This window comes from Shewanella sp. CG12_big_fil_rev_8_21_14_0_65_47_15 (assembly GCF_002783505.1).
Taxonomy (GTDB): Bacteria; Pseudomonadota; Gammaproteobacteria; order Enterobacterales; family Shewanellaceae; genus Shewanella.
In genome coordinates this window covers 1-26,550 of record NZ_PFGL01000051.1, presented here as the reverse complement: position 1 = coordinate 26,550, position 26,550 = coordinate 1, and the positions used below count along the sequence as shown (strand labels likewise).

20 protein-coding genes are annotated in these 26,550 nt (G+C 47.2%); all 20 read left to right on the top strand.

The annotated features are described in order from the left end of the window. Window position 1 precedes the first annotated feature (1 nt). The 20 genes from spoT (at window position 2) to COW15_RS14155 (ending at window position 26,492) form a co-directional block, all read left to right on the top strand. Window positions 2-2,107: a bifunctional GTP diphosphokinase/guanosine-3',5'-bis pyrophosphate 3'-pyrophosphohydrolase gene (gene spoT, locus COW15_RS14250; protein ID WP_293633187.1), complete on the top strand. Its 2,106-nt coding sequence runs from the start codon at window positions 2-4 to the stop codon at window positions 2,105-2,107. Between the two features lie 25 nt (window positions 2,108-2,132). Next, the gene (locus COW15_RS14245) at window positions 2,133-2,516 is read left to right on the top strand and encodes a RidA family protein (RefSeq protein WP_293633186.1); all 384 of its coding nucleotides are present in this window, start codon (window positions 2,133-2,135) and stop codon (window positions 2,514-2,516) included. A gap of 154 nt (window positions 2,517-2,670) precedes the next feature. After that, on the top strand, window positions 2,671-4,818 hold the full coding sequence (locus COW15_RS14240) for a winged helix-turn-helix domain-containing protein (RefSeq protein WP_293633185.1): 2,148 nt from the start codon (window positions 2,671-2,673) through the stop codon (window positions 4,816-4,818). Window positions 4,819-5,091: 273 nt separating this feature from the next. After that, a complete protein-coding gene (locus COW15_RS14235; protein ID WP_293633184.1) occupies window positions 5,092-5,730 on the top strand; it encodes a helix-turn-helix domain-containing protein in 639 nt (212 codons plus the stop codon). Between the two features lie 109 nt (window positions 5,731-5,839). After that, window positions 5,840-6,010 carry a hypothetical protein gene (locus COW15_RS14230; RefSeq protein WP_293633183.1) on the top strand — a complete coding sequence of 57 codons (171 nt, stop codon included), beginning with the start codon at window positions 5,840-5,842 and terminating at the stop codon, window positions 6,008-6,010. 108 nt (window positions 6,011-6,118) lie between these two features. After that, window positions 6,119-6,292, top strand: a complete 174-nt coding sequence (locus tag COW15_RS14225; RefSeq protein ID WP_293633182.1) for a hypothetical protein — start codon at window positions 6,119-6,121, stop codon at window positions 6,290-6,292. 103 nt (window positions 6,293-6,395) lie between these two features. Beyond that, window positions 6,396-7,421, top strand: a complete 1,026-nt coding sequence (locus COW15_RS14220) for a radical SAM protein (protein WP_293633181.1) — start codon at window positions 6,396-6,398, stop codon at window positions 7,419-7,421. A 2-nt stretch (window positions 7,422-7,423) separates the two neighbouring features. After that, a complete protein-coding gene (locus tag COW15_RS14215) occupies window positions 7,424-8,128 on the top strand; it encodes a hypothetical protein (protein WP_293633180.1) in 705 nt (234 codons plus the stop codon). A 1-nt stretch (window position 8,129) separates the two neighbouring features. Continuing rightward, window positions 8,130-10,235 (top strand): peptidase domain-containing ABC transporter, encoded by a 2,106-nt coding sequence (locus COW15_RS14210; RefSeq protein ID WP_293633179.1) that lies wholly within the window; start codon window positions 8,130-8,132, stop codon window positions 10,233-10,235. A gap of 13 nt (window positions 10,236-10,248) precedes the next feature. Then, window positions 10,249-11,478 carry an HlyD family efflux transporter periplasmic adaptor subunit gene (locus COW15_RS14205; RefSeq protein ID WP_293633178.1) on the top strand — a complete coding sequence of 410 codons (1,230 nt, stop codon included), beginning with the start codon at window positions 10,249-10,251 and terminating at the stop codon, window positions 11,476-11,478. Window positions 11,479-11,487: 9 nt separating this feature from the next. Beyond that, on the top strand, window positions 11,488-12,189 hold the full coding sequence (locus tag COW15_RS14200; protein WP_293633177.1) for an ABC transporter ATP-binding protein: 702 nt from the start codon (window positions 11,488-11,490) through the stop codon (window positions 12,187-12,189). Further along, on the top strand, window positions 12,186-14,600 hold the full coding sequence (locus tag COW15_RS14195; protein ID WP_293633176.1) for an ABC transporter permease: 2,415 nt from the start codon (window positions 12,186-12,188) through the stop codon (window positions 14,598-14,600). Before COW15_RS14200 ends, COW15_RS14195 begins: the two co-directional genes overlap by 4 nt. Beyond that, the gene (locus tag COW15_RS14190; RefSeq protein ID WP_293633175.1) at window positions 14,593-16,992 is read left to right on the top strand and encodes a prolyl oligopeptidase family serine peptidase; all 2,400 of its coding nucleotides are present in this window, start codon (window positions 14,593-14,595) and stop codon (window positions 16,990-16,992) included. The genes COW15_RS14195 and COW15_RS14190 overlap by 8 nt, the downstream gene beginning before the upstream one ends. Window positions 16,993-17,064: 72 nt before the next feature. Then, entirely contained in the window at window positions 17,065-18,291 is a 1,227-nt protein-coding gene (locus COW15_RS14185; protein ID WP_293633174.1) for a hypothetical protein, read from the top strand. Window positions 18,292-18,459: 168 nt separating this feature from the next. Then, a complete protein-coding gene (locus COW15_RS14180) occupies window positions 18,460-20,124 on the top strand; it encodes an AMP-binding protein (protein ID WP_293633173.1) in 1,665 nt (554 codons plus the stop codon). 182 nt (window positions 20,125-20,306) lie between these two features. Continuing rightward, window positions 20,307-21,257, top strand: coding sequence for a calcium/sodium antiporter (locus COW15_RS14175; RefSeq protein WP_293633172.1), 951 nt, complete (start codon window positions 20,307-20,309; stop codon window positions 21,255-21,257). A gap of 186 nt (window positions 21,258-21,443) precedes the next feature. After that, the gene (locus COW15_RS14170) at window positions 21,444-22,145 is read left to right on the top strand and encodes a hypothetical protein (protein WP_293633171.1); all 702 of its coding nucleotides are present in this window, start codon (window positions 21,444-21,446) and stop codon (window positions 22,143-22,145) included. Window positions 22,146-22,250: 105 nt separating this feature from the next. After that, on the top strand, window positions 22,251-23,330 hold the full coding sequence (locus tag COW15_RS14165) for a sensor histidine kinase (protein WP_293633170.1): 1,080 nt from the start codon (window positions 22,251-22,253) through the stop codon (window positions 23,328-23,330). After that, entirely contained in the window at window positions 23,330-23,926 is a 597-nt protein-coding gene (locus COW15_RS14160) for a response regulator transcription factor (RefSeq protein WP_293633169.1), read from the top strand. The genes COW15_RS14165 and COW15_RS14160 overlap by 1 nt, the downstream gene beginning before the upstream one ends. Window positions 23,927-24,350: 424 nt before the next feature. Continuing rightward, window positions 24,351-26,492, top strand: a complete 2,142-nt coding sequence (locus COW15_RS14155; protein WP_293633168.1) for a SpvB/TcaC N-terminal domain-containing protein — start codon at window positions 24,351-24,353, stop codon at window positions 26,490-26,492. The last annotated feature ends 58 nt before the right edge of the window (window positions 26,493-26,550 follow it).

Below are 26,550 nucleotides of genomic sequence, written 5' to 3'. Positions count from 1 at the left end.
CTTGTATCTGTTTGAAGGTCTAAAGGAGTCTGCTTCCGGTTACTTAGAACCTGAACAGGTAGAATTGCTCAAGCAGGCGTACCAAGTTGCGCGTGATGCCCATGAAGGGCAGATGCGCACGAGCGGCGAACCTTATATTACCCATCCGGTTGCGGTTGCCCGCATCCTAGCTGAGATGCGCCTCGACCATGAGACGCTGATGGCAGCACTGCTACACGACACGATCGAAGACACCCATGTCACTAAAGATGACTTAGCCGAATTATTCGGTGAGTCAGTGGCAGAATTAGTCGAAGGGGTGTCGAAACTCGATAAGCTTAAATTTCGCGATAAGAAAGAAGCGCAAGCGGAAAACTTTCGCAAAATGATGATGGCGATGACGCAGGATATCCGCGTTATCCTCATCAAGCTTGCCGATAGAACCCACAATATGCGCACCTTAGGCGCCCTGCGCCCCGACAAACGTCGCCGTATCGCCCGCGAAACCTTAGAAATCTACGCGCCCATCGCTAACCGTCTCGGTATCCACAATATCAAGACAGAGTTAGAAGACTTAGGCTTTCAAGCCTATTATCCGATGCGTTATCGGGTGCTTAAAGAAGTGGTTAAAGCCGCCCGTGGCAATCGCAAAGAATTGATCCAAGGCATTGAAGCCGCTGTTTATACACGCTTAAACGATGCGGGTATTCCGGGAAAAGTCAAAGGCCGCGAGAAAAATCTCTACTCCATCTATAACAAGATGCAGAGTAAAGAGCTGCAATTCCAAGAAGTCATGGATATCTACGCCTTTCGGGTGATAGTCGATTCCATCGACACTTGTTATCGCGTGCTCGGCGCCATGCACGGCCTTTACAAACCTCGTCCCGGTCGTTTCAAAGATTATATCGCAATCCCTAAAGCCAACGGTTATCAGTCACTCCATACCTCTTTATTTGGTCCACACGGCGTACCCGTTGAGATCCAAATTCGTACCGAAGATATGGATCAGATGGCCGACAAAGGGGTCGCCGCACACTGGGCCTACAAAGGCGGTGCACAAACGGGCCAAGGCACGACGACTCAAGTGCGTGCCCGTAAGTGGATGCAAAGCTTGTTGGAATTACAACAGAGCGCCAGCACCTCATTCGAATTCGTTGAGAACGTGAAGACCGAACTCTTCCCCGAAGAGATTTATGTGTTCACCCCAGAAGGCCGCATTCTGGAATTACCCGTTAATGCGACTGCGGTCGATTTTGCCTACGAAGTGCATACGGACGTGGGCAATACCTGCGTCGGTGCCCGCGTTAACCGCCAAGCGTACCCGCTGAGTCAGCCGTTAATCTCGGGGCAAACCGTTGAAATTATTACCGCGAAAGGCGCACGCCCCAATGCTGCTTGGCTGAACTTTGTGGTCACGGGTAAGGCCCGCGCTAAAATTCGCCAAGTGCTGAAGAGCCTTAAGGGTGATGATGCCGTTGCCCTTGGTCGTCGCCTGCTGAACCATGCGCTGGGGAAAACCAAGCTCGATAGCATAGCGCCGGAACAGATTGAGAAAGTGGTGCGCGATACTAAGCATGCCAATTTGAATTCACTCTTAGCCGATATTGGCCTTGGCAATGCCATGAGTATCGTGATCGCCCAACGTTTGATTGGCGATAACCTTGAAAATCAAGAGAGCCGCGACGCCCACTTGATGCCAATCCGTGGCGCCGAAGGCATGCTAGTCACCTTTGCCAACTGTTGTCGCCCCATCCCTGGTGATGCGGTCATCGCCCACGTCAGCCCAGGTAAAGGCTTAGTGGTGCATATGGAAAACTGCGCCAACATCCGTGGTTACCAAGGTGAGCCAGATAAGTACATTCCGGTTCAGTGGGATAATGTTGATGGGGTCGAGTATCAAGCCAATCTGCGGGTCGAAATCGTCAATCACCAAGGTGCACTGGCCAAGATCACCTCGATCATTGCCGCCGAAGGCTCGAACATTCATAACCTGAGCACAGAGGAGCGCGATGGCCGCGTGTATCTGATTAACCTGCGTATTTCAGTGAAAGACAGGATCCATTTAGCCAACGTGATGCGCCGAATTAGGGTGCTTCCCGAAGTGTTGCGCACATCCCGTAATCGTTAATTAACTCAATATTAGAGAGAGCGTCATGGCAGAAAAAATTATCATAGCGACCGAAAATGCCCCTGCGGCCATCGGCACCTATTCACAGGCCGTTAAAGTAGGCAATACAGTGTATTTATCCGGCCAAATTCCGCTGGTGCCAAGCACTATGCAAATTGTGAGCGATGATTTTGAGGCGCAGGTTGTGCAAGTATTTGAAAACTTAACTGCCGTTTGTACCGCTGCCGGTGGTTCGATCAACGATATCGTTAAGCTCAATATCTTCCTGACAGATTTAAGCCACTTTGCCAAAGTGAATGAGATCATGAGCCGCTACTTCAGCCAGCCCTACCCTGCCCGCGCCGCTATCGGCGTGAAGCAATTGCCGAAGGCTTCTCAAGTTGAAATGGACGGGGTAATGGAGCTGTAAAGACCATTTATATAGTCTTCGACCTAACCTCAAAGCACTACGGTGCTTTGAGGTTGATATTTAATAGATATATTCTTTAGAACCCCCTAAGATAGCCTAACTAGATTGGTTACAAATTAATAACAACATAAAAGCCACGTTCAGGGAATGAAAAGTGCCGACGACACCACTGATCAAAATAGGCGAGTTCTCCTTTGATTTACAGCAATCCATACTCTATCTAGGGCAAGCAGAATTAGCCGCAGAGCCTAAGGTTATCGAACTCTTGATCTATCTGTATCAACATAGGGAACGCTATGTTGGCATGGAGGAGCTACACCAAGAAGTATGGCGTGACAGAGTGGTATCCGATACCGCGGTACGCGGCACAATTAAAAAACTCCGCGCATTACTGGGCGATACTGATCTCACCCAGGCTAGATACATTAAATCTGTATCCAAAAAAGGTTATAAATTAATTTGTACTACCGAAGAAACCCCACAGATTGCCGAGGATATTGGCGAGACCCCCTATACATTTAGTCCATTAAATGACCCCCTAGATCAGCAATTACTCAATGTCAGTGGTGGATACGCCGCCGAGGTTAGCCCACAAAAATATCCAAAACTTAAATTCCATCTGGGTAGCATGCTATTGATGCTCATGGTATTCATTCTTATATTTAGCTTAAGTAATCCCCCAATATTAGGGTTAAAGCACTTTACCCACGCCAATGAGCAAGCTCAAAGTCGGTTACTCTCGAATTTTCCGGGTGAAAAAATCTCTTTATCGGCATCGAGTGACGGCCGCTACATCGTCTTCACCGGAAGAACATCCGTCGAACAAGACCGTCAAGTTTATCTGCTCGATAACCAAACCAACCAAATTAAACAAGCGACTCAAACCGTTAAAAATGCACTCTTAGTGGCTTTTGTAAACAACAACACTATCGCCTATAGCAATGCGGAACTGGGTAACTCGACCCTCTTTTTACAAACACTAGATACGACCCAAGACCAAGCGCCTATCACACTGCTCTCGGGAGTTTACGCGATTATCGATATCAAGAGTGGTCCATCGGATGATGAGCTATTAGTGAATATTCAAACGAATAAAGATGCCGCAGCCATGTATTTCACCTTGAATATTCACACCCGCGTGCTGAATCGATTGGCAACTGTGAGCAGCAGTGATGAAAACTATTACCAAGCGAGTCTATCTCCGAACAAACATTTACTGGCCCTAGCAAAAGTCAATGCGGAGCAGCACCAGTTACTCATTGTCGATATTGTCACAAACCAATTAGTCACTGAAATGCACTTACCTGAAACCGTCGACAGCATAGCTTGGCGTGATAACCATCAGTTAATAGTGCTCGATCAATATGCTATAGAACAAGTGGAGATCGGCACACAACAAAAAACGCGATTATTAGCCAACAAAGAAGGGCTTATCACCGCACTAACAATAGTCAATGGGGACGATCTTCTACTGCTAAAAAGTACTCAGGCCAGAGCGAGCCGCCATTATGTTGAGCAGGATATCGATCTTACTCCCGCATCGGCCAAGCTCATTCAGGTTGAGAATGCTGTCAGTTCAATGTTTTATTCAACTCATGCCGAACAAAAATGGATCACTTTGCTCCAAGATAATATCTATTCCCTCGCTCGTTTTGACCATAAAGGTAAACAACACACAGTATTTCAAACAGATAAAGCGATTGAAATACTCGATGAATCACCCGATGGCATACTATTACTCAAGGTTGAGGGCCAACTCATCGCAGTCACGCCCATGACAGGTGAGATAAGCTATCTCACTCGCTCCCATCAGCTGATCAGCGATGCGATATTTACCCAGGATGGTAGACATATTCTGTTTGGACAGCGTATCGCCAACCAATGGGAAATTGAAGAACTCGATTTACTGACCTTAACTTCACAGACCTTACTCACGGGCTACCGTGCAATACGCACATTAGACCAAGGTTATGTCATCGCCAACGCGCAGGGTGAGCTTTATCTCCTTCACGATCTCCATTCTCAACCTGAGGAGCTCGGCCAAAGTATCGACTATACCCATTTTAATCGTTGGTATACCCGCAACAACAAGATCATCTGGACCAGCTTCGATTACCACTATACTTACCTGCATCAATTGGATCTCGACGATAGGCATTACCAGGTGAATCAAGAGCGTTTTTTGAAGCTGTATCCTAGAGTCTCTGTCAGCGCCTCGGGGGAAAGAGTGCTGTATCTTTCAACCCAAGTTAAAAATGCCAACATAGAAGAAATCAACCTTGCACAACTAGATAACAAATAAGCCACAAAAAAGTATTATTTTAAGTACGGCTATTGCTCAAGTTAACCGCTATAAATTTTCATACCACCCACACTTAAAGATGAAAATTTATTATGTCGAAACTTAACCTTAGCACTATCTTACTCTCGCTCCTGATTGCATATAGCCACCCAAGCTTTGCTATCGATGATAATGATCCTTTAGTGGATATCCTCTGTTTAGGACCTCTTTGTAAAGACCCCTTGAAAGAGGATACCGCTGGGGGGATTCAAGCTGTAACCTTAGATGTTCATCATGCGGATTGAGCAATCCATACGTTTGCTAGAGGCCCTAAATTCTATTGACGAACTTAGGGACTCTCTAGCCAGCATGACCAAGCATGCCCCCTATGCTTGGTCCTGTCTGTTAATTAAATCTCTTGATGTCAAATATGTTGGGAATATACCACTCTCTTTAACTCATCAGCTGGGAGAGTTTGATATTAAGCGTTATCACTTACAACACTATCGACCCCAATGGTATGCGGGCCAAGATGAACATCTGGCTGCACAGGGCGTGCCACTAAATACCATAATCATCCCCATTAAAACTTTAGGTTTAGACGCAGCCAGCATTATGCTCGGTATTAATGAAGATATGACTAATATCAATATTATCGAAAAAATAAGCTGGTATTGGCAAATACTATCAACCTATATCTATGCTGCATATAAACGCTGTGACTCATCAACCACACGCCATATTCAGTTAACCAAACGAGAAAAGGAATGTCTGAATTGGGCCGCAGAAGGTAAGACATCCTGGGAAATGAGTCAGATCCTCAAAATATCGGAACGCACTGTCAATTTCCACCTAGCTAATTGCATTGAAAAGACCGAAAGCGTCAATCGACAGCAAGCTATATCTAAATGCATGATTTTAGGTTTGATTTAGCATTTAGTCACAATAAAAACAAAAAAGTCACATAAAAGTTATCGCTATATTTTCATCGATAACCTACAAAACTAGGCGTTTGTGCCACGATGCATAATGGAGAGTCACCATGTTTGAACCCATCAAGAAAAATGAGCCCATTAAGGCGATCAAAACGATTGAGGGATTTATTGAAATCACCTCCCTTACCGAGCTAGATGATATTGTTGGTGGTTTTATCGATGCAGAAAGCTTTCTCTGTGAACTAGAAGATCAAGATAATAGATATGCCGAATCTTGATATAAAAAATAGCAAACCTGTGATATCTGACAGCTGACGAATGACATAAATTACCTCAATAATGAATGCGTTCATTAAGAACAAATCATTACTAAATGGAGATACAAAATGTCTAAAAAATTAGAAAACATCAAGGCTGAAGAAATCAAACTAAACTCAAATGGCGATTTAGATGTCAGTGTTGAGCTGCAAGACTTGATTGCTGGTGGTACCAATCCAGAAGATACAGAAGAAGAAGACATTGTTATTAACTTCGGTTGTGGCAAACAAGCTCAACAATAATATTTTAGGGTCTGGTGTAGTTATCAACTTCCACCAGACTCATTAAAAATATTTAGATCATCAAAGCCCGACCTTCGGGCTTTACATCAATAATGGAACTCCTATGAATAATATTAATGGTTTTAGTAAAAAAGAATTAAAGGCATCACTCATGCCCGATATTTTTCATTTAATATTATTTCCAACGGAGGAATGCAATTTCAGATGTGTTTATTGCTATGAAGATTTTGCCATAGGAAATATGCAACCATGGTTAATCGATGCAACTAAAGCATTCTTATCTAAAAAAATCCCCCACTTAAAGCACTTGAACTTAAGCTGGTTTGGTGGCGAGCCCTTAGTTGCTAAAAAAATTGTCTTCGATATTGCACAATTTGCCTACGACTTAGCACAACAATATGACTGCCAATTGTTAGGTGATATCACCACTAATGGTTCCTTGCTGGATGTGAAAACATTAACCACCTTAGTCGCACTCAAACAAAATAGATTTCAAATTTCTATTGATGGCGCGAAAGATCACCATGACACAACCCGATTAACCCGCAGTGGTCGTGGCAGCTTCGACAAAATATGGGAACGCTTACTCGCCGCCGCCGCAACCGACTTAGATTTCCACATCACCCTACGCATACACGTCACCGCCTTTAACCAACAAAGTGTACTTGAATTCTGCGATCTCTTTACACTCGAACTCGCCCAAGATCCACGTTTCAGCCTCTTCTTTAAAGCCATTGAAGATCTTGGAGGCAATAACCAAAGCCAACTCCAACCTTTACTCGATGCGGGTAAACCACGGCAAGTTGCGGCGCAATTACAGCAAAAATATTATCCCAAGCCCAATGATAAACATTATATCTGCTACGCGGCTAAGCCCAATTCCCTCGCCATCAGAGCGAATGGAGCCCTGAACAAGTGTACCGTCGCCCTACAAGATGCTGGCAACGTGATAGGGAAAATCAATCCAGATGGCAGTTTAGAAGTGAATAACCAAGTATTTAGCACTTGGATCCAAGGGTTTGTTGGCTTAGATACGTGGAAAATGGCTTGCCCCCACAGCTACATGGAGGCACAAAAGCAACTCAAGCCCGAATATTCGCGCGATATTGCCATTATTGAAGTGGCCTAAACATGTCTTATTTAAAGCTGTTCCGTAAGGAAGCCTTAAAACATCAATATCAATCCCAAGAGTTTGGAGATTCTGTGATTGAGCAGCCCTTGGCGCTCAATCGCTCTTTGGTCATACTCGTCGCCGCCTTAGGGCTATTTTTTGCCTTAGTGATCTCCTACCCCTTAGTCAGCACCCAAAAGTATGAACTCACAGTTCATGACTCCAATTACCTGCCCTTAGTGTCCCCAATCCCCCTTACCTTAGATAGGCATTTGCTCTTAGATGGTAGTGCAGTTAATGCGAAACAAGCCGTTAGTCAGGTGCGGATTTTCAAAGCCGACAGCCGAGTCGAGGAAATTGACGTACTCCTCAGCCCCGAGGCGGGCTACTATTTTGCTAACATCACCGCGGGAACTGCAGTGCCCGCATTTCAACCACTCGCCAAAATCCTGCGGCACAATCCCGAAAATATTTACTTTTTCTGGCTAATCGAAGCGGATCCACAACGTTTTAAACCTGGCCAAACGGTAGTGCTGCAAGCCGGTACCAAGCGGGCATCAGGGATGATTCATTCCATCATAGGCCCCTACCAGAACAATCGTCTCAATATCGGCATCCGTCTAGCGCCCCCTTACGACTTAGCCATTTTGACGCCGAATGTTACGGCCGAGTTAGAACTCTCGGTTAGACGGGATAATTTCTTTAAGTTACTGAGCCAGTCCTAAGATGCAAGTATCCGATTACATACAATTTGGTCATCAAAAGCTGCCCGTTTATTTGCAAAGTGAAGTTGCCGAATGCGGCATCACCTGTATCGCCATGGCCGCCTGCTACCATGGTTTTAAAACTAATATGCTCGCCATGCGCCAAAAATATCCGACGGGGTTGCATGGCATTACGGTCAAACAAATCATCACGATCGCCGGTGAAATCGGCTTATCGGCACGCGTACTTAAATTGGATCTCGGACAGTTAGCCAAAGTCAAGAAACCTGCTATTTTACACTGGAATTTCAATCACTTTGTCACCCTTGCAGAAGTGTCTAGTAAGGGGGTCACTATCCATGATCCCGCTAAGGGTAAGCTTAAACTGGACTGGAATCAGGTGTCGGAGGCGTTCACCGGAATTGTCATTGAGCTAGTGCCCTCCAGTGAATTTATCCAAAAAGATGAAAGGATCAAGGTTCCACTACGGCAATTCATTGGTCGAGTCGATGGACTCTGGCTATCCCTTGGGAAAATTTTCTTTATTGCCTTGCTACTACAGGCCCTTTTGCTGATCTCGCCCTATTACATTCGAGTCGTGATCGACCAAGGGATTAATGTCGGGCAGACGAGTATTTTATGGTCTGTTTTTGTGGGATTTTTGTTGGTCCTCCTTCTCTCGTCCATGGCCCAGGTCATACGGGCTGCCGCGATCATGTATTTGGATAAGAGCCTCAGTTTCCAAGTCAAAGCCAATATTCAACGCCACTTACTCCACTTGCCCTTAAGCTTCTTTGAAAGCCGCCATGTCGGCGATATCAAATCTCGCTTTGAGGCGTTTAGCGAGGTTCAGCGGCTCATTAGTCGAGGTTTTATTACTGCGCTGGTCGATGGTTTGCTCAGTGTAACCACTATCTGCATCATGTTTCAGTACCAGAGTTCGCTCGCCTTCGTCTCTATTGCTTTCTTGCTCGTGCTCTATCTGGGCCGATTTCTTCTCACCCATAAAGAGAATGAACATCTGGAGCAATCATTAAGTAAGCATGCCAAAGAGAATAGTCACTTTATTGAAACCATACGCGCCATCATGCCAATTAAATGTTTTGCCAAGGAAAATAATCGCCTATCTCATTGGATGAATCTGTATGCCGATTCACTCAACGCTAGCATTAAACGCGAAAAAATCATCATCACCACCGACGTCTTTCAGAATGTGCTCGGTAAGTTAGAATACCTACTAATTGTGTTAATCGGCGCACATTTCATTATTGAACAATCCCTCAGTTTAGGAATGTTTCTCGCCTTTCTCGCTTATAGACAACAGTTTGCCGACAGTGCGCAATCCTTAGTCGATAACTTATTTCGTTTCAAAATTGCAGGCACTTACTTACGTCGAATGTCTGACATCGTCATGCAACCCACGGAGCAGGAACTCCCAAGTTTACCGCTCAATATCTCTCATATTCGAGGCAGAATTGAAGTGAGAGATATTCATTTCCGTTATAGCAAGGCACAGCCTTGGTTGTTTACCGAACTGAATTTTCATGTCGATGCTGGCGAATCGGTGGCGATTATTGGTCGCTCTGGATTGGGGAAAACAACCTTATTGAAAATCATGACCGGCCTGATCCAGACCGAGCACGGTGAAGTCTTACTCGATGATATGCCGATCAAGAATATTGGCTTACGCCAATTTAGGCAAAACTGCGCCACTGTCATGCAAAACGATCAGCTGTTTAATGGCTCCCTACTCGAAAACATCTGCTTCTTCGAGCCGACACCGAATATGGAAAAGATCAAAGAAGCCATCAAAGGTGCGGCCATTTGGGATGAAATTCAAGCCATGCCTATGGGGTTGCATGCACAAGTCGGCGACCTAGGCAGTGCATTATCGGGGGGGCAGAAACAAAGGATCCTGCTCGCTAGAGCTCTCTACACTCAACCCAAAATACTCTTCCTTGACGAGGCCACCAGCCACCTAGATGCGGCTACCGAACTCAAGGTCAATCAATATTTAAAGCAAAAACACATTACGCGCATCAGTGTCGCCCACAGACAAGAAACCATAGCCGCCGCAGACAGGGTGATAGATTTGTCCATATTATCCAATGTACATCGGGTTGCCTAACAAGGAGTTACATATGAATTGGATCACAAGTCAGCGGGTTTACGCTGGCATAGTTGTACTGTCAAGCCTGTTATTGATCAGTGGTTGGCGCCAAGGTTTTGCGAGTAATAGCCATTTTATTGAGGCTAAGCACGTCTCCATCGCGGCGGTGCAGAGTGGTGAGTTCAGCCAAAAGGTCACGGGCTATGGCAGCCTGCTATCGCAAAACCAACGCCTCATTACCGCCAGCAGTGTTGCCATAGTAGATGAGATCAAACTCCGGCCCGGTGCCATAGTTGAGGCCGATAGCGTATTACTCACCCTTAAGAATCCTGAATTAGATAATGCCCTACAACAGGCTGAGGCGACCCTTCAAAACAGTCGCACCACTAAACGCAAGTTCATGCTAGAGCAGCAAAGAGAGCTACTAGAGCAAGCCTCTCGTTTAGCCGAACTGAAGGCCGATGCCGAGATGGCCAATCTGCAAGTAGAGGCAGAGGCGCCATTGGCGAATGAAGGGATCATCTCCGCCATGGATATGCGCCGCAGCCGCTTAAAGGCGGATCAACTCAATGAAAGGCTCACACTAGAACATGAAAAATTGAGTAAGTTACGCGATGTGCATAGAGAACACTTGTCCATCCAAGATGAGGCCATAAAACAGGCAGAGGCCGAATTTCACGCCGCCCAATACCAACACGATCAGCTTATCGTCAGGGCGGGCATTAAGGGTGTACTACAACGCCAACCCATCAGCCTAGGGCAGAGTGTAAATGTGGGTGATGAACTCGCCCTCGTAGGCAGCTTGTCGCCTCTACTCGCCGAGATCAAGGTACCCCAAATGCAGATCCAACTAGTGCAACATGGCGCCATGGCCGACATTGACACTCGTCACGGCATAGTCAGTGGCCAAGTGATCCGTATCGATCCCGTGGTGGCCGATGGCGCTGTCAGTGTCGATATCAAGCTACCAGAGGCGCTCTCGGCAGATATTCGGCCCATGCAAATGGTCGACGCGGTAATCTATGGCAAGAGCCGTGGTCAAGTGAATTTTGTCAGTAAACCCCAAGGGGTAGCCGAAGATAGCCGCTTGACCGTGTTTAAGTTAGATAACCCACATCAGGCCAGTAGGGTACAAGTGCAATTTGGCAAAATTGCAGGCAATAGCATAGAGGTGATCTCTGGCCTGCAGGCGGGTGAAAAAATTATCGTTTCCGCCCTCGCCATCGATGCCGATGTCACCCAAATACAATTGACCCAATAAGGATTTCACATGAAAACGGATGTATTGAAAATCACACAAATTCAAAAAACTTTTATGTCGGGTCAGCAACACAGCCAAGTGCTCAAGGGTGTCAGCTTCACGGTGAAGGAAGGCGAATATGTCGCCATTTCAGGTCCTTCCGGTTGTGGTAAATCGACCTTACTCAATATTCTTGGCCTACTCGATACACCGGACTCGGGTGAATACTATATCGATGGGCTCTTAGTTTCCGATATGGATGCCGATCAAAGAGCGGCGATACGCAGTAGGCGTATTGGCTTTGTGTTTCAATCTTTTAACTTAATTGACGAGTATACCGTTTTAGATAATGTCGCCTTACCACTTAAGTATCGCGGCGACAGCCTAAAACAACGGCAGGCCAGAGCGCGCGAATGTCTAGATAAAGTCGGCCTCGCCGATAAGACGCAGCTGTTTCCCAATCAACTCTCAGGCGGGCAGCAGCAGCGAGTATCCATCGCCAGAGCATTGGCAGCCGATTCCGGCATTATGCTGGTCGATGAACCGACGGGTAATTTGGACTCGAAAAATGGCGATGCTGTGATGGCATTATTGGCCGAACTCAACGCCCAGGGCACGACTATCTGTTTAGTCACCCACGACGCCCGCTACGCTCAGATGGCAAAACGACAAATTCACTTACTCGACGGTCAAGTTGTGGTTGAAAATATCGCAGTGGAGCAAGTCGCATGATAATGAAGCTGAATCCCTGCATGTTGGCGGCAATAGCTCGGCAGTTGCAGCGCGCCAAACACTATTACCTCACAGTGGTCTTCAGCCTAGCGTTAACCCTAACTATGGTGTTTAGCGTGTTTAGCATTTTAGACGTCGCCTATCTGCAACCTTTACCCTATGGCGAATCGGATGACCTCTACTATCTGGAAGGAAGCTTAAAGTATCAAGGGCAGGACATGCCCGGCACTAATACCCAAAATCTGCTAGCGTTACAGCAAAAAAATAGCCCATTTTCCCAGTTGGCCATTTATTTTAGTTGGAGCGAATATAAGCTGTATGACGATCCCAATCGTCCGATAGTACCCGTTTACATGGGATCGTCCAATGTGTTTGAAGTATTACAAGTTGAGCCTGTACTCGGACGTTTTTTCAATGCGAATGAAGACTTAGGTAATAAACAACCCTCAGCAGTGATCAGTTATCAGCTGTGGCAAAGCCATTTTGCAGGTGATCCCGCCGTGATAGGCAAGAGCATACAACTGAATCAACGCCGTTTTAACATCATAGGCGTCACACCGGATAACTGGGTTTTACCACAGAAAACCGATGTTGCTAGTGCCATTTGGCTGCCCATGGATATGGATGAGCAACTCGATCCTAAGACCTTCGGCGGTTATTCCGGGGGAGTGAAAGCCCTAGCGAGACTTGCATCCGGCATCACATTTGAACAGGCCAGTGAGCAAGCTGGCATACTGATGGCGGCCGCGGCACAGCAAAATACCCCGGATATCGTCAAGGAATATCCGATCTCAGCACGACTACAGGACTTTACCTCCGCCATTCGCGGTGATAGCAGTAACATTATCTTAATGCTAGTCGCAGGGGTTATTTTGCTGACACTCATCGCCCTGATCAACTTAGGCAATTTACAATTAGCCCGGGCCGTTGGAAGGGTACAATCGGTGGCGATCAGTTACGTCTTTGGTGCGACTAAGCGTCAGTTATTTAAGGAAATATTTCAACATAATCTGTTGGTTATCGGTAGTGCAGCCCTGCTCGCCCTGTTACTGACACAACTGACATTCGATGCGATCCAAACCTTAGGCGCCAGCGTGTTACCGAGACTCGATGCTATGGGCTTGAGCGTTTATATGTTGTTGTTTGCCTTAGGCATATCATTAATCATTGCCTTAATATTCAGTTATATCGAACTCAAAACGATCGATGAAAACCAGCTGAGAACTAGTCTACAAAGCAGCGGTAAAGGCACGGGCAAACAACTCTCCAAGGGAATGAGCCATTGCCTGATCGGCTTACAGCTATTGTTCTCAGTGCTGACCCTGACGGCCTCTAGCCAAGTCTTGATGGCCAGCCTCAGCGAAGCCTTGAGGCCGAATAATCTGGTGACGGACGATCTTTGGTCCATGGTTATCCATTACGCGGCGATCCCAACCACAGAAGAGCGGGTGAATCTGCAGCGAGCCATCCAACTCCAGCTCGCGGGCAAACCTGAGGTACTTCAAGTCAGCCGCGCCTCCGAGCCAAGGATCCCATCACCTTATAACATGGATACCTTGTATAACGAGGCAGGCGAGAGCATCAGTAATAGCCGAATAATCACCGTCGATGAGCATTACTTACCCTTATATCAAATGACGGTCGAAGGCAGATTCTTTACCTATGATGATTTGACACTCACCCACAAACCCGTACTGATCAACCAAAGGCTCGCCAGCAGGCTCACGGGTAATCCCCTAGGGCAAAAAATCATGACGGGTGATAAAGTGGCGCTGCAGATTGTCGGCGTGGTCAATAACACTAACTTTCCCGGGGATGCGAGCTATGAGGGCGATGAGTTATTTTTACCAGGCCAATACCTTGGGGAACGCACAGACACTTTGCTCTTTAAGGTCACGCCCGATTATACCGAATTGAGCCAGGCACAAATGTATGCCGAACTGCTGAAGATCGATCCTAGGCTCGATCTGGTCCAGTTTGCGTCTGTAACAGCACAATTTGATGATTTCTCTCGCAATCAACGCTTTGCCGCAGGCATTGCTGCAGCGATATCGCTCGTCTCTCTGATCATGGTCCTCGCGGGTATCAATGGTATGGTCAGCTATATGGTGCGTATGCGGCGTTACGATCTGGGGGTCAAACTCGCCATGGGCGCGACCCAAACTCGCCTCCTGCATCACCAGTTGCTGGAGCTGGCCACCCCGATTGCTGCGGCTAGCCTGCTTGCCTTCTCCCTCGCTTATTTTGTGATCGGCTACAGTCGCACACTGCCGGAATGGCATTTCACTCTCTATTGGCATGAGCTGATACTTAGCCTGCTGGTTTTACTGGTATTCAGTATGATCAGTTGCTTTTTACCCGTTTGGCAAGTACTGAAAACGGACCCCATCAAGGCGTTACGCAATGAATAAACGCTTATATGGTCCCATCCGACTGGGCTTTATTGCTCTGCTGCTCTGCGTCTTTCAGGCGCAGGCAGCAAGTTCGATGGCCCAATATGAAACACTGCTTAAGTCGGTTGGACCGGAACACCTTTGGCAAGCGCCGGATCAGCAATGGTTGGTCATGGCGCAAGCTAAACACTATCCAACATTAATCTCAGCCTCACCCCAAAGCTATTTTTCTGCGGTGGGGAAAAACTTCAGCACGGCGATCGCGCTGGAGAAGGACACTCAGATCTTCGAATCCTTGCAACTTATTAATCTGCAAACCCGGGATCGGCATCCATTGACCGACGCCAATACCGAGGTCGTCGAGGTCAGTTGGTCACCCCATTCGGATCAAATCGCCTTGATCATGAAGCAGCAGCAAACGCTAACACTATGGCGTTACCATATCGCGACTCGCTCACTGTCACTCTGGTCCGATATTTCCCTGTCATCCCAGTTTAATGCGCATTCTTTAGTCTGGCTTCCCGATGGTCAAACCGTGATCGTCAGAGCGAGCCTCTCCCAAGTGAACCCCATTTCGGCTCCCGTGCCGATACTCAAACGCTCCTCCGATACCGAGGCTGTGCGCCTGTACCGTGATGCGCTAGACACACCAGAGCGGCGGAAAATATTCACTCAGCTTAACCGTCAGCAGGCGGTGCTTATCCAAGCCAATGGCACCCGTCGAATACTCTCCGCGCCCGCTATGTTAGAAACCATGCGCGTATCCCCCGATGGCCGCTACCTATTACTCCAGTCACTCGCCGAGGATCTGCATCCTGGGGTCAAATTTAACCGCTTGGCGCGCGATTATCAGGTTATTGAGCTGGCTTCGGGGCACGTTCGGGCAAATGCCCCCACATTAACAGCCGATACGATAACGGCCAAGCAAGCCGATGCCGCTCCCGCTGGCGCACGCAAACTCAGTTGGCTGCCATCGGCGCCCGCGAGCCTGATATGGATAGAGGCTATTGAAAAACAAGGCAATAAAGTCGCTACCGCACTAAGGGATAGCATCAAGATCTGGCCTGCACCCTTTTCACACCCCGCACAACCTGTGCTCACCTCCAATTGGCGTATTTTTGAGTTGAGCGTCACCCCCCAAGGGCGGATCATCTACAGTGATTTTCACGCTCAGCAGAAACAATTACGCCTCTGGAGCTGGGACAGTAAGGCCCCCCTGGAAGCCGCCACTCATTTGATTCAATATGACTACACGGACACCTATGCCGATCCAGGGCAAGTCGCCGTGATCAGGAGTCCATTGGGTTATGACTATGCCGTGGCTAACGCCAACAACAGTGTGTATCTCACCGGCGTTGGGCAGACAGATCAAGGGCAATCCCCCTTCGTAAAACGCTATGATCTGAATAAAAAATCAGCGGTTGTCATCTTTCAAAGTGCAGCCGATACACTCCAAAAACCGCTCTATATCAGGGTGACGGATCAACAGGAAACCCTGATCATCACCTCGGAAACCGCCCAACGTGCACCTATACTACAACGCTGGCAGGCGGGTAATGTCTCGGCGCCTCTGTATGATTGGCACAGTCCTGAATTGCCAGTAAAGCCCGTGCCACAACACTTAAGTTACCCGCGAGCCGATGGGGTCGAACTATCCGCCGATCTATACTTGCCCGTGCATACGGGGCCAGCAAAACTGCCTGTGATTATCTGGATCTATCCCAAATCTTATTACAGTCACAAGCAACAACAGCGAAAATCGAGTCCACAGCAATTTACTCTCATAGAACCCCTCAGCCCGCTGGTCGGTTTACTCGAAGGGGTTGCCGTCCTAGACGCCAGCTACGCCCCCATAGTGACAGGTAAAGATGAGCAGCCTAATGACAGCTTTATCGAACAACAGCGTCTCAATGCACTCGCAACCATTGAAGCACTCGAGAAAACGGGTCAAATAGACACCTCACGCATGTTCCTTATGGGGCATTCCTATGGCGCATTTAGCGCCTTAAGTTTACTAGCGACGAGCGATCACTTTGCGGGCGCTATCGCCAGAAGTGGGGCCTATAATCGCAGCTTAACACCGATAGGTTTTCAGAGTGAACAGCGCCCACTATGGGAAATCCCCGAACTTTATCAACAACTCTCACCTTTTTTTCAGGCAAATCAAATCACGGCGCCCGTGCTATTGATCCATGGCACAGAGGATCAAAACCCTGGGACTTCGGTGTTGCAATCCGAATTGATGTTCCAGGCCCTGCAGAGCAATGGTGTTAATAGCGAATTACTCTTACTCCCACAGGAGGGGCATCAATATGAAACAAAAGACAATATTCTAGCCATGCTAGAGACTCAGGCGCGTTGGATCCGTCAACGGATAAACGAGCCCAAACCCATCAAAGCTCACCTGTAAAATATGCCAGTTCCCGCCTTTGATACGAGAGGGTACAAAGGCTTTCTAGGAAAACAGTCTCAGGATCCCGCCATGCCGATGCGACACCACACTCATTCGATGACAGACAATGCGACGCATGTTGCAGCTGTCATCCGAGAGACACAGGTTCCACAATGCCGATACCAGCCGCTGATCCAAGCGGATCCTATCATCAGGCAGCCAATAACGACTTGGCAGCAGAGTTTACTGCGCAGATTACATACCTCGCTCATTGTGGGAAACGAGGACGTCGCGGAGGCATTCAATCAATTAGCCCTACTGGAGGCCTATCGAGGACACCACGACACGGCACTTAGCTTCTGCCAATTGCAGATAACTTACTGGCGCAACTTAGCCAATCGCCATAGGGATGAACTTTATCTTCTGCCCGCATTGCAGCCTTGGATCAATACCTTTCGCTTACAACGCTGGCAACAACAGAATATGACCGCTTCCTCGTTATATCAGCAACTCGCGCCTGAGCGGCGAAATGAACGAAATAATCTTAATGATCAATATGCTATATCGCCTACGATCGGCGAGCTTCTCGCCAATCCGAGCGCAGGGAAATACTCTCAACTGATCGAGAGCGTTTACTGGCTAGAGTCCAGCCATCAATTACTTAACATAGGCGACTATGCTGGGTTAATGCAGCAGATACAGAGTGGACTAAGGCAAGATATTAAGTATTCCATTCGCTCTCGGTTATTAGAAATCTGGTTTAAGGCCTTAGTGAATAAAGGGCAAAATGCCTACGCACTCGAGGCTCTCCAGCGGATGAAATTAACCCAGAGTCACCACCAACTGGAATTTAGGGCGTTGGAAATGATCTTGTCATTCAATCTGGGGATAGATATTACCGACAAAGCGGCCCAGATTTACGACGAGCTACAGGTCTACTGTCATAGGGCTAGTGACGCTAAAGGGTTATATTTACTGGCAGAATTTTGCAAGATTTACCAACAGATTGGCAGCCATACACAACAAATAACCCTATGGAACCAACTGCTGTCCTTGGCCACTTTACTTAACGATGAAGTGCTCTGCTTTGATGCTCAATTTGCCCTAAGTCAATTAGGCCAGTATTCGGTAAGCCAAATCGATACTGAAGCGCAATACTCAGACTATAAAATCATCCGCGATAGACTCTCATTGCCTATCCACTCTCAACATTCGCAGCCGATCCAAACCTGTTTAACCCACTTGGCCGAACTCAATATTGAGCAGAGCCTAACGATGCTGGAACGCATGCTCTCCCCGAGTGAGTCTAAAATGTGAGATCTGAAATGTGAGTGGCCGCATTTCAACTCCATCTTATTTTCATACTGAGTACTCCGATTCAGGAGTTTACAAGCTCGCAAACTATTTGCGCGGCCCCGCAAAACTCGCCATACTGGGCACCTAGAATGATGGGTTAAAATAACAATAAATAACAGGAAATTGCCAATGGATACAGCGATTAAGACGCCAATTGAAATGCTGGCGCACTGGGCTAAGACACGTGGGGATCACATTTATTTACGCCAACCCATCAAGGGCCAATACCTCGATTTCACTTGGGGTGAAGTGCAAGAAAAAGTACAACAACTCGCCGGAGCCCTGCGCCACTTAGGTTTAGAACCTGGCGATAAAATTGCCGTGCTCTCTAAAAACTGTGCAGAGTGGTTTATCACGGATCTTGCCCTAATGCATGGCGGTTATATTAGTGTGCCAATTTACCCGACGGCCAACACAGATACCATTCGCTATGTGCTGCAACACAGCGGCGCTAAAGCCATTTTCCTTGGCAAACTCGATCATTGGGCCGATCAAGAAGCAGGTGTTGGCGGCGAGTTGCTACGCCTTGCCATGCCCTATGAGACAATGCCAGCCCAATATCAGTGGGAACAACTGCTCAATATGGGTCATCCCTTGATTGAGACGCCATTGCCTACGGCGGATCAAGTGATGACACTTATCTACACCTCAGGTTCTACGGGCCAACCCAAAGGTGCGATCCAAACCTTCGCCAGCTATGGCTGGACCTGTCAGGCGGTAGTGCGGGATCTGCGTACCGATGGCGACGACCGCCTGCTGTCCTATTTGCCTTTAGCCCACATCACCGAACGGGTGGCGATTGAAGGTTCATCCTTCTATTCGGGCAGCACTGTCGCCTTTGTCGAGAATCTCGACACCTTCGTCTTAGATGTGCAGCGAGCTAAGCCAACGGTCTTTTTCTCGGTGCCACGTTTATGGAGCCTATTCCAGAAAAACATTATCGATAAAATTGGCGTCAGCAAGCTCAATCTATTGCTGAAGATCCCACTCATCAGCAGCTTAGTTAAATACAAAATCCACAAAGGATTAGGACTCAACCATTGCCGCTTATTGGGTTCTGGCTCGGCGCCCATTCCGCCCTCTTTAATCCACTGGTATCACAGCATTGGCCTCGATATTTGTGAAGCCTGGGGCATGACGGAAAACTGTGCTTATTCCATTATCAACTACCCCTTCGATGTCCGTAAAATTGGCACTGTAGGTAAACCAGTACAGGACTGCTATATCCGTCAGGGTGAAGATGGCGAGTTATTGATTAAGAGTCCAGGTTTGATGACGGCTTACTATTTACAACCCGAAGCCACAGCGGCGGCCTTCGACGCCGATGGCTTTTTCCACACCGGCGATCTGTGTGCTATCGATGCCGATGGTTGCGTGACTATTACCGGTCGAGTGAAGGACAACTTCAAAACTGCTAAGGGTAAATATGTCGCCCCCGTGCCTATCGAACGTAAATTAGCACAGGATCCCCATGTGGAATTAATTTGTGTGATTGGTTCTGGCCTGCCCCATCCTGTCGCTTTAGTGCAACTCTCCGAAGGGGCGGGTCTACAGGCCCGCGAAGAAGTTCGCGCCTCGCTAAAAACGACATTAGATAGTGTTAATCCACACTTAGAATCCCACGAACATGTGGATGCGATAGTCGTGGTTAACGATCCTTGGACGATTGAGAATGACGTGCTGACTCCCACCCTAAAAATCAAACGCCATGTGCTTGAGAAGGCTTTTAGTGAGCGTGTTGATGGCATTCGTGGTGCCCAAGTCTGTTGGGAAGATGAGATAACAAAGAAATAACTCATCTGAAACAGTAGGATGGCGAGTGTCGTTACAGATTTTAAAGCAGCACGCTTAAGGGCGTGCTTTTTTATGACATATTCTGTCAAACTGTGACAAAAACACGTATTATGTACGCCTGTCGATTAGGATACCCCATCCCGATCCCTATTCACTTAATCAAGGTTTAACAGAGTCCTAAAATGCTAATTGCACTTTCAATTATTGGCGGTTTTATTATTTTAACCTTAGGCGCAGAAGCATTGGTTCGCGGCGCGAGTTCTATCGCCCTTCGCCTAGGTATCACTCCGCTCGTTATCGGCTTAACCATTGTGGCCTTTGGTACTAGTGCCCCCGAATTAGCGGTCAGTGTCAAATCGGCCCTCGCTGGCAACAGTGGTATCGCGCTAGGTAACGTGATCGGTTCGAATATCGCCAACATAGGGTTAATCCTCGCAATTACCGCACTGATCCGTCCTATCGAAGTGCAATCTCAAATGGTAAAACGTGATATTCCCTTGATGATCTTGGCCTCGATGCTGTTTTGGGGGTTATTACTCGATGGCGAACTCAGCCTAATCGATGGCGCTGTGCTGTTATCGCTACTGGTGGGTTACTTAGTGTTTAGCTATATCAGTTCCAAAAACACTACGGATGCTGATGGCGAAGTCATCGAAGAAGGCCCTAAAAACCCCTTGCTCTCCCTGCTATTCATCGCCATCGGTATTAGTATGCTTGTCGGTGGCGGGGTGCTATTTGTAAATGGCGCCGTCGATTTAGCGAAGACTTTCGGCGTGAGCGAAGTGATTATCGGCCTAACCATTGTTGCGATTGGCACGAGCATGCCGGAATTAGTCACCTCAGTTATCGCCGCATTTAAGGGCCAGAGCGATATTGCTATCGGTAATATTGTTGGTTCCAATGTGTTCAATATATTAGGTATTCTGGGCGTGACTGCGATAGTGCATCCAGTATCAGGGCTAGGTTTCCAACCCCTAGATTTTATCGTTATGCTGGCACTGACCGTCGTGGTTTTACCCTTCGCCTGGTCTGGTTATCAGATAGGCCGTCGCAGGGGTGCGGCATTGTTACTCAGCTATTTAGGCTATATGAGTTACTTAGTCAGCCAAGCGAGCACACAAGCTTTAGTATAAATACCAGAGCCAATACACAAAACACCGGAGCTATTCCGGTGTTTTGCTATCTGATCTTAGGATTTGCTCAACCGATGACATTTGTCATGCTTAAGTGATGACCTTTGTGTCTGCATTTCATCTATGGCATTGCTGATAATGAGTCCGTACCCAAGCAATGGGAAACTGACTCAATAAGGAAATACCATGAAAGCATTACTCCTCATCTCTAGCCTGACTTTAATCGCTGCGCCCGCACTGGCTGCTGTATCTAATCCCAATATCACCCACATTGATGCCGCCGCCAATTCGATGAATATCGCTAAATTGCAGCAATTGAGTGCCAGCACCCAAGACTATGATCAAGCCTATGCCAACTATCGTCTCGCCATCAGTGCCAATGTGATGGGGCAAAAGTCCCTTGCTGGCAGTGCATTGACGGCGGCCCAAGCCACACTGGAAGCATTACAGGACAGCCAAGCGAATGCCGAATCCCTAGCGCTTTTGTCCTCCGTCTATGGAATGCAAATCGCCTTAGACACCACTAAAGGCGCCGTGTTAGGTTTTAAATCCGCCAAGGCCATCGCTAGCGCCGAGCAGCTAGAGCCACAAAACCCAAGAGTCGCCCTCGTCAAGGCCATTGCCGCCTATAATACTCCCGCCCTCTTTGGCGGCAGCATGCAAAATGCGAAGACCTTGGCTAGCACAGCAATAGAAAGATTCGCCGGTCCCTGCGATAACATCTGCTGGGGTGAGGCCGAAGCCTATACCTGGCGAGGACTCGCGAAACAGGAGCTTGGCGATAATCAAGGCGCGATTGAAGATTGGCAACAGGCGCTAAAAGTGCAAGCGGATTACGGTTGGGCTAAGTTTTTGCTTCAACAAAATCAGCAAGTAAGTGCAAAATAGCCACATTAGCAAACGGGGATCTAGGCGCTGAACACGGCGCCAATCCCTAATTGAAATGAATCGAAGCAGATAATCCAACAACCAGTACAGCTTCACAGAGGCGCTATGACGAGCACACCCCTTCAGATTGAGCGGAAAATTGCGTGGATCTATCTGATAAATTTAGCATTTTATCTTATCCCTTTGTTTCTAAGCCCCTATCCTTTATGGAAAATTGCCTTAAGTTTAGCCGTGCTTATTCCCTTTATTGCCAGCTACTTTTGGGCCTATAAATGCAACTATCGCAGCGCCTATAAACCCATTCTGGTGATGGTGCTTATCGGAACCGCCATTACTCCCATCAACCCTGGCTCTATTTCACTGTTCACCTTTGCGGGCTTTTTTATCGGTTTCTTTTACCCACTCAAATCCAGCATATTCTTCCTGCTCAGCCTAGTGGGCTTATTATTTGGCTTAAATGAGGTGTGTCACTTTGGAAATTTCTATTTCCCCCTCTACGGCTCGGCACTGGTGCTCGGTGTCGGTATGTTGGGCTTGGCCGAACGCAAGCGCTATCAACATAAGTTACAAGCTCAACAGAGTTCCCAAGAAATTAGCACCTTAGCCACTATGCTCGAACGGGAGCGTATCGCGCGGGATCTACACGACATCATGGGTCACAGCTTATCTTCCATTGCCCTTAAGGCCGAGTTAGCCGAAAAACTCATCGCAAAACAAGAATATGAACTCGCCTCGACTCAATTGATTGAACTGGGGCAAATCGCAAGGGAAAGCCTGAGTCAAATTCGTCATACGGTTTCAGACTACAAGCACAAAGGGTTAGAGAGTTGCGTCACCCAGCTTTGTAAATCCTTAAGGGATAAAGGATTATGTGTCGAACTCTATGGTGAGATCCCTAAACTGCCCACCAGAATGGAGAGCCAACTGGGCTTGATCCTCACCGAACTGGTGAATAATATTCTCCGCCATAGCGGTGCCAGTGAATGTTATATTGCCTTTGATAAACAAGCCGATCAGCTACTAGTTGAGGTCAAAGACAATGCGACACCTAAACCCTTGGTCGAAGGCAATGGACTCACAGGGATCCGCGAACGCTTAGACAGCCTAGGCGGCAGCTTGAACTACAATCTCGACCAAGGATACGCCTTTAGCGTCAGTTTACCTCTGCTGGGAGAAGCAACTTAATGAAGATTTTACTGGCTGAAGACCAATCCATGGTCCGTGGCGCCCTCGCAGCCCTGTTAACCCTCGCGGGTGGATTTACTATCACCCAAGCCAGTGACGGCGATGAGGCGCTAAATTTACTCAAACAGCAGAGCTTTGATCTACTACTCACGGATATAGAAATGCCGGGACGCACCGGCCTAGAACTCGCCGCTTGGCTTAAAGATCAACAAAGCCACACTAAAGTGGTAGTGATCACTACCTTTGGCCGTGCAGGTTATATCAAACGCGCCATTGAAGCGGGCGTCGGTGGCTTTCTGCTAAAGGATGCGCCTTCGGAAACCTTAGTCAATGCGATTCAACAAGTGATTGCGGGAAAACGGGTGATAGATCCTGAGCTTGCCATGATGGCCATAGGCGATATCGATCCACTCAACGATAAAGAACGCCGCGCACTACGCCTTGCCAGCGAAGGCAAGTCCACCGCAGAGATTGCCGAAACCCTGTTTATTGCCGAAGGTACAGTGCGCAATTATCTATCGGAAGCTATCGCCAAACTCAATGCCAGCAATCGGATCGATGCGGCGCGTATCGCCAGACAGAAAGGTTGGCTATGATGCTTTTCAGACACAGAAGGCCCGCCCCTTTATTTCACAAGCAGCGCCCTTGAGGGCGCTACTAAAACATCCCTGTTTTAGAAGGTCACTGTTGCAACAATGTCAATCTAACTAACCCTCTAGCTGTTCGTTTAGCTAAAAGCTTTTGCCCCAAAGAGTTGGAACATAATACCGCTGAGTTAGCGTTACTCAATTTCGCCATTGGAGTGTAAATGTACCAAGGCAATAGGATGGTTAAACCATCGTTGCCTTGGCATAGCGGTAATGCGTCTTAAAAATAATCCGCTCATTCTCGATGAGAGAACATGATTACCTCCCCCCCGATTTCAAAAATAAAATAAAGTGTTTACTCTATGTTGCCATAATGTATTTATTTTTGTATTGTCATTTGACAAAAATAGGAACTTAAACTAAAGGGAATGCCATGTTGCCGCTATGGACACAGCACCGTAACTCATCTTTTGCCGCTTTTATATTGCTATTTGGACTGGTTTGCGTGGCACCGAGTGAGGCGGCGCTGCTTCCTGATACGCCTTCCCTTAGTGGTAGCAAATCAAGTTCCACGATTGATTTACATTGGTATATAGGATGTGAAGTCACTGCCGTTAATATCCAAGAATCTACCAACGGTAGTACATGGGGCAGTGTCTATAGTGGGCTTGGTAATGCCGATGGTGGTGTATCATCGATGTCAATGGCATTGGCCCCTGCACTCGATGATGGTACTGGTACGGCATGTTCTGGCTGGACAAGTGCACGCTATATCAATTTATCGGGTAAAACGCTCTCAGGTTATTATTACCGCATCAATGCCTGCAAAGGTTCATTGTGCAGCGCTTATAGTCCCTCGATTCTCGTTGGCAGTTCTTCGGTGCCGACAACCCCCTCGGCTCCAGCTTCTATCTTTGTTCCTGCAACCAATGCAACTGGAGCATTCAGTGTTTCCTGGTCGAGTGTCAGTGGCGCTGCGCGTTATGAATTACAGCAGCGCGTTAACAGTGGCGCATGGGTCACTAAGTATTCTGGAACGGCCACAAACTTTGCGTTGTCGGGACTGGCTTCTGGCACCTATCAGTATCAAGTGCGAGCTTGCTCAACGGCGTGCAGTGCTTGGAAGTTATCGAGTAATACTCAGGTTACTTTGCCCGTGCTTGGCAGTGATTGGAAAAACCTATCGCGGGTGACGGTTGCCGATGCGGGCGGTAGTGATATTGAACCTGCAGAAACCGTTGACTTAAGTGTGGCTGCGGTTAAGGGTCAAGCCGGTGTGTCCGGCGGACAGGCAAGTTATCACATTCCCATCGATTTACCACTGGGGCGTAATGGCGTTCAACCTTCAGTATCACTCAGCTATAACTCCCAGAGTGGTAATGGCGTTTTAGGTGTGGGTTGGTCACTTAATGCGGGCTCAAGCATTAGTCGTTGTGGTGCAACCTTTGCTCAAGATGGTTTTACCCGCGCAGTAACCTTCAATGCCTCGACCGATAGGTTGTGTCTCGATGGTCAGCGTTTGATTGCCATTAATGGCACCTATGGCACAAGTAATACCGAATATCGCACTGAGATGGACTCCTTCGTTAAAGTGGTCCAGCACGGCAATATTAATGACAGTAACAGCAGTTTTACCGTCTATAAACCAGATGGAAATTCGGCAACCTATGGTACAAATGCTAATAGCCGCTTTGTGCCGAGCGGTTTAAGTACTGTATTAAGCTGGAAGGTGACTCAAGAGTCGCATTCTAATGGCGTAAACACGATTGACTTTGAGTACGATACAAGTGTCAATGGAGAGCACTTGCTAAATACAATATTTTATACCGGAAGCCGCGGGGTTAAAGGTGACAGAGTTGTGGAATTCATTTATGAAAATCGAGCAGATAAGAGTAAAGGATTTTATTCTGGTGGTGAATATGTTACCCAAAGAAGGTTAAGAAGTATTTTTTCAAGAGTAAATGACACTGAGGTTTTTACTTATAATATTTTATATAAAACGAGTGACTTTAGTGATCGTAGTATTATTGAGTCAATTGAATTATGTTCGTTAGATAGCAGTTGCGCGCCTTTGACTCAATTTAAATGGGAGGATAGCGCTAATAAAATTATTTCCAGTAAGTTATTAGTTGGTGGAAACCAGCTATTCGATAGTAAAGTGTGGATCGGAAAAATTCTTGGTTACAGTGATCTTAATGGAGACGGTAGCCCTGATTTTATGGGATATAACACTAATGCAGAACAAGATTTAGTCGGTCAAAATGATCTTACATTAAGTTCTGCCTGTCGGTTTGTAGGTGGCGTTATAGGTGTAAGAAATTGTCTAAATTTCGATGTCGATGGTGATGGCATTATAGACCCTTATAAATCAATCAATAATGTATTACATATCAAAATTTCATCGTTAGGTGGTAATTATCTCTCGACGGGAGTGAAATACGATGAGCGTACTAACATACTTGAACTTAATAACGTCCCCGTTATTCCTGATCGCATTGTCACTGCAGCGGATATGAATGGTGATGGTCTTGTTGATATTGTTGAACGAAGCCGCTTTGCGGCAGGAACAAGATAAAGCCATCCTTTTGCCCCTCATCCTAAATACTTGCTAGACGCGACCTGCTTCGGTCGCA

Coding starts and splice junctions, on each gene's coding strand:
- COW15_RS14245 (WP_293633186.1), top strand. CDS start 2,133: ATGGCAGAAAAAATTATCATAGCGACCGAAAATGCCCCTGCGGCCATC.
- COW15_RS14235 (WP_293633184.1), top strand. CDS start 5,092: ATGCGGATTGAGCAATCCATACGTTTGCTAGAGGCCCTAAATTCTATT.
- COW15_RS14230 (WP_293633183.1), top strand. CDS start 5,840: ATGTTTGAACCCATCAAGAAAAATGAGCCCATTAAGGCGATCAAAACG.
- COW15_RS14225 (WP_293633182.1), top strand. CDS start 6,119: ATGTCTAAAAAATTAGAAAACATCAAGGCTGAAGAAATCAAACTAAAC.
- COW15_RS14220 (WP_293633181.1), top strand. CDS start 6,396: ATGAATAATATTAATGGTTTTAGTAAAAAAGAATTAAAGGCATCACTC.
- COW15_RS14215 (WP_293633180.1), top strand. CDS start 7,424: ATGTCTTATTTAAAGCTGTTCCGTAAGGAAGCCTTAAAACATCAATAT.
- COW15_RS14210 (WP_293633179.1), top strand. CDS start 8,130: ATGCAAGTATCCGATTACATACAATTTGGTCATCAAAAGCTGCCCGTT.
- COW15_RS14205 (WP_293633178.1), top strand. CDS start 10,249: ATGAATTGGATCACAAGTCAGCGGGTTTACGCTGGCATAGTTGTACTG.
- COW15_RS14200 (WP_293633177.1), top strand. CDS start 11,488: ATGAAAACGGATGTATTGAAAATCACACAAATTCAAAAAACTTTTATG.
- COW15_RS14195 (WP_293633176.1), top strand. CDS start 12,186: ATGATAATGAAGCTGAATCCCTGCATGTTGGCGGCAATAGCTCGGCAG.
- COW15_RS14190 (WP_293633175.1), top strand. CDS start 14,593: ATGAATAAACGCTTATATGGTCCCATCCGACTGGGCTTTATTGCTCTG.
- COW15_RS14185 (WP_293633174.1), top strand. CDS start 17,065: ATGCCGATGCGACACCACACTCATTCGATGACAGACAATGCGACGCAT.
- COW15_RS14180 (WP_293633173.1), top strand. CDS start 18,460: ATGGATACAGCGATTAAGACGCCAATTGAAATGCTGGCGCACTGGGCT.
- COW15_RS14175 (WP_293633172.1), top strand. CDS start 20,307: ATGCTAATTGCACTTTCAATTATTGGCGGTTTTATTATTTTAACCTTA.
- COW15_RS14170 (WP_293633171.1), top strand. CDS start 21,444: ATGAAAGCATTACTCCTCATCTCTAGCCTGACTTTAATCGCTGCGCCC.
- COW15_RS14165 (WP_293633170.1), top strand. CDS start 22,251: ATGACGAGCACACCCCTTCAGATTGAGCGGAAAATTGCGTGGATCTAT.
- COW15_RS14160 (WP_293633169.1), top strand. CDS start 23,330: ATGAAGATTTTACTGGCTGAAGACCAATCCATGGTCCGTGGCGCCCTC.
- COW15_RS14155 (WP_293633168.1), top strand. CDS start 24,351: ATGTTGCCGCTATGGACACAGCACCGTAACTCATCTTTTGCCGCTTTT.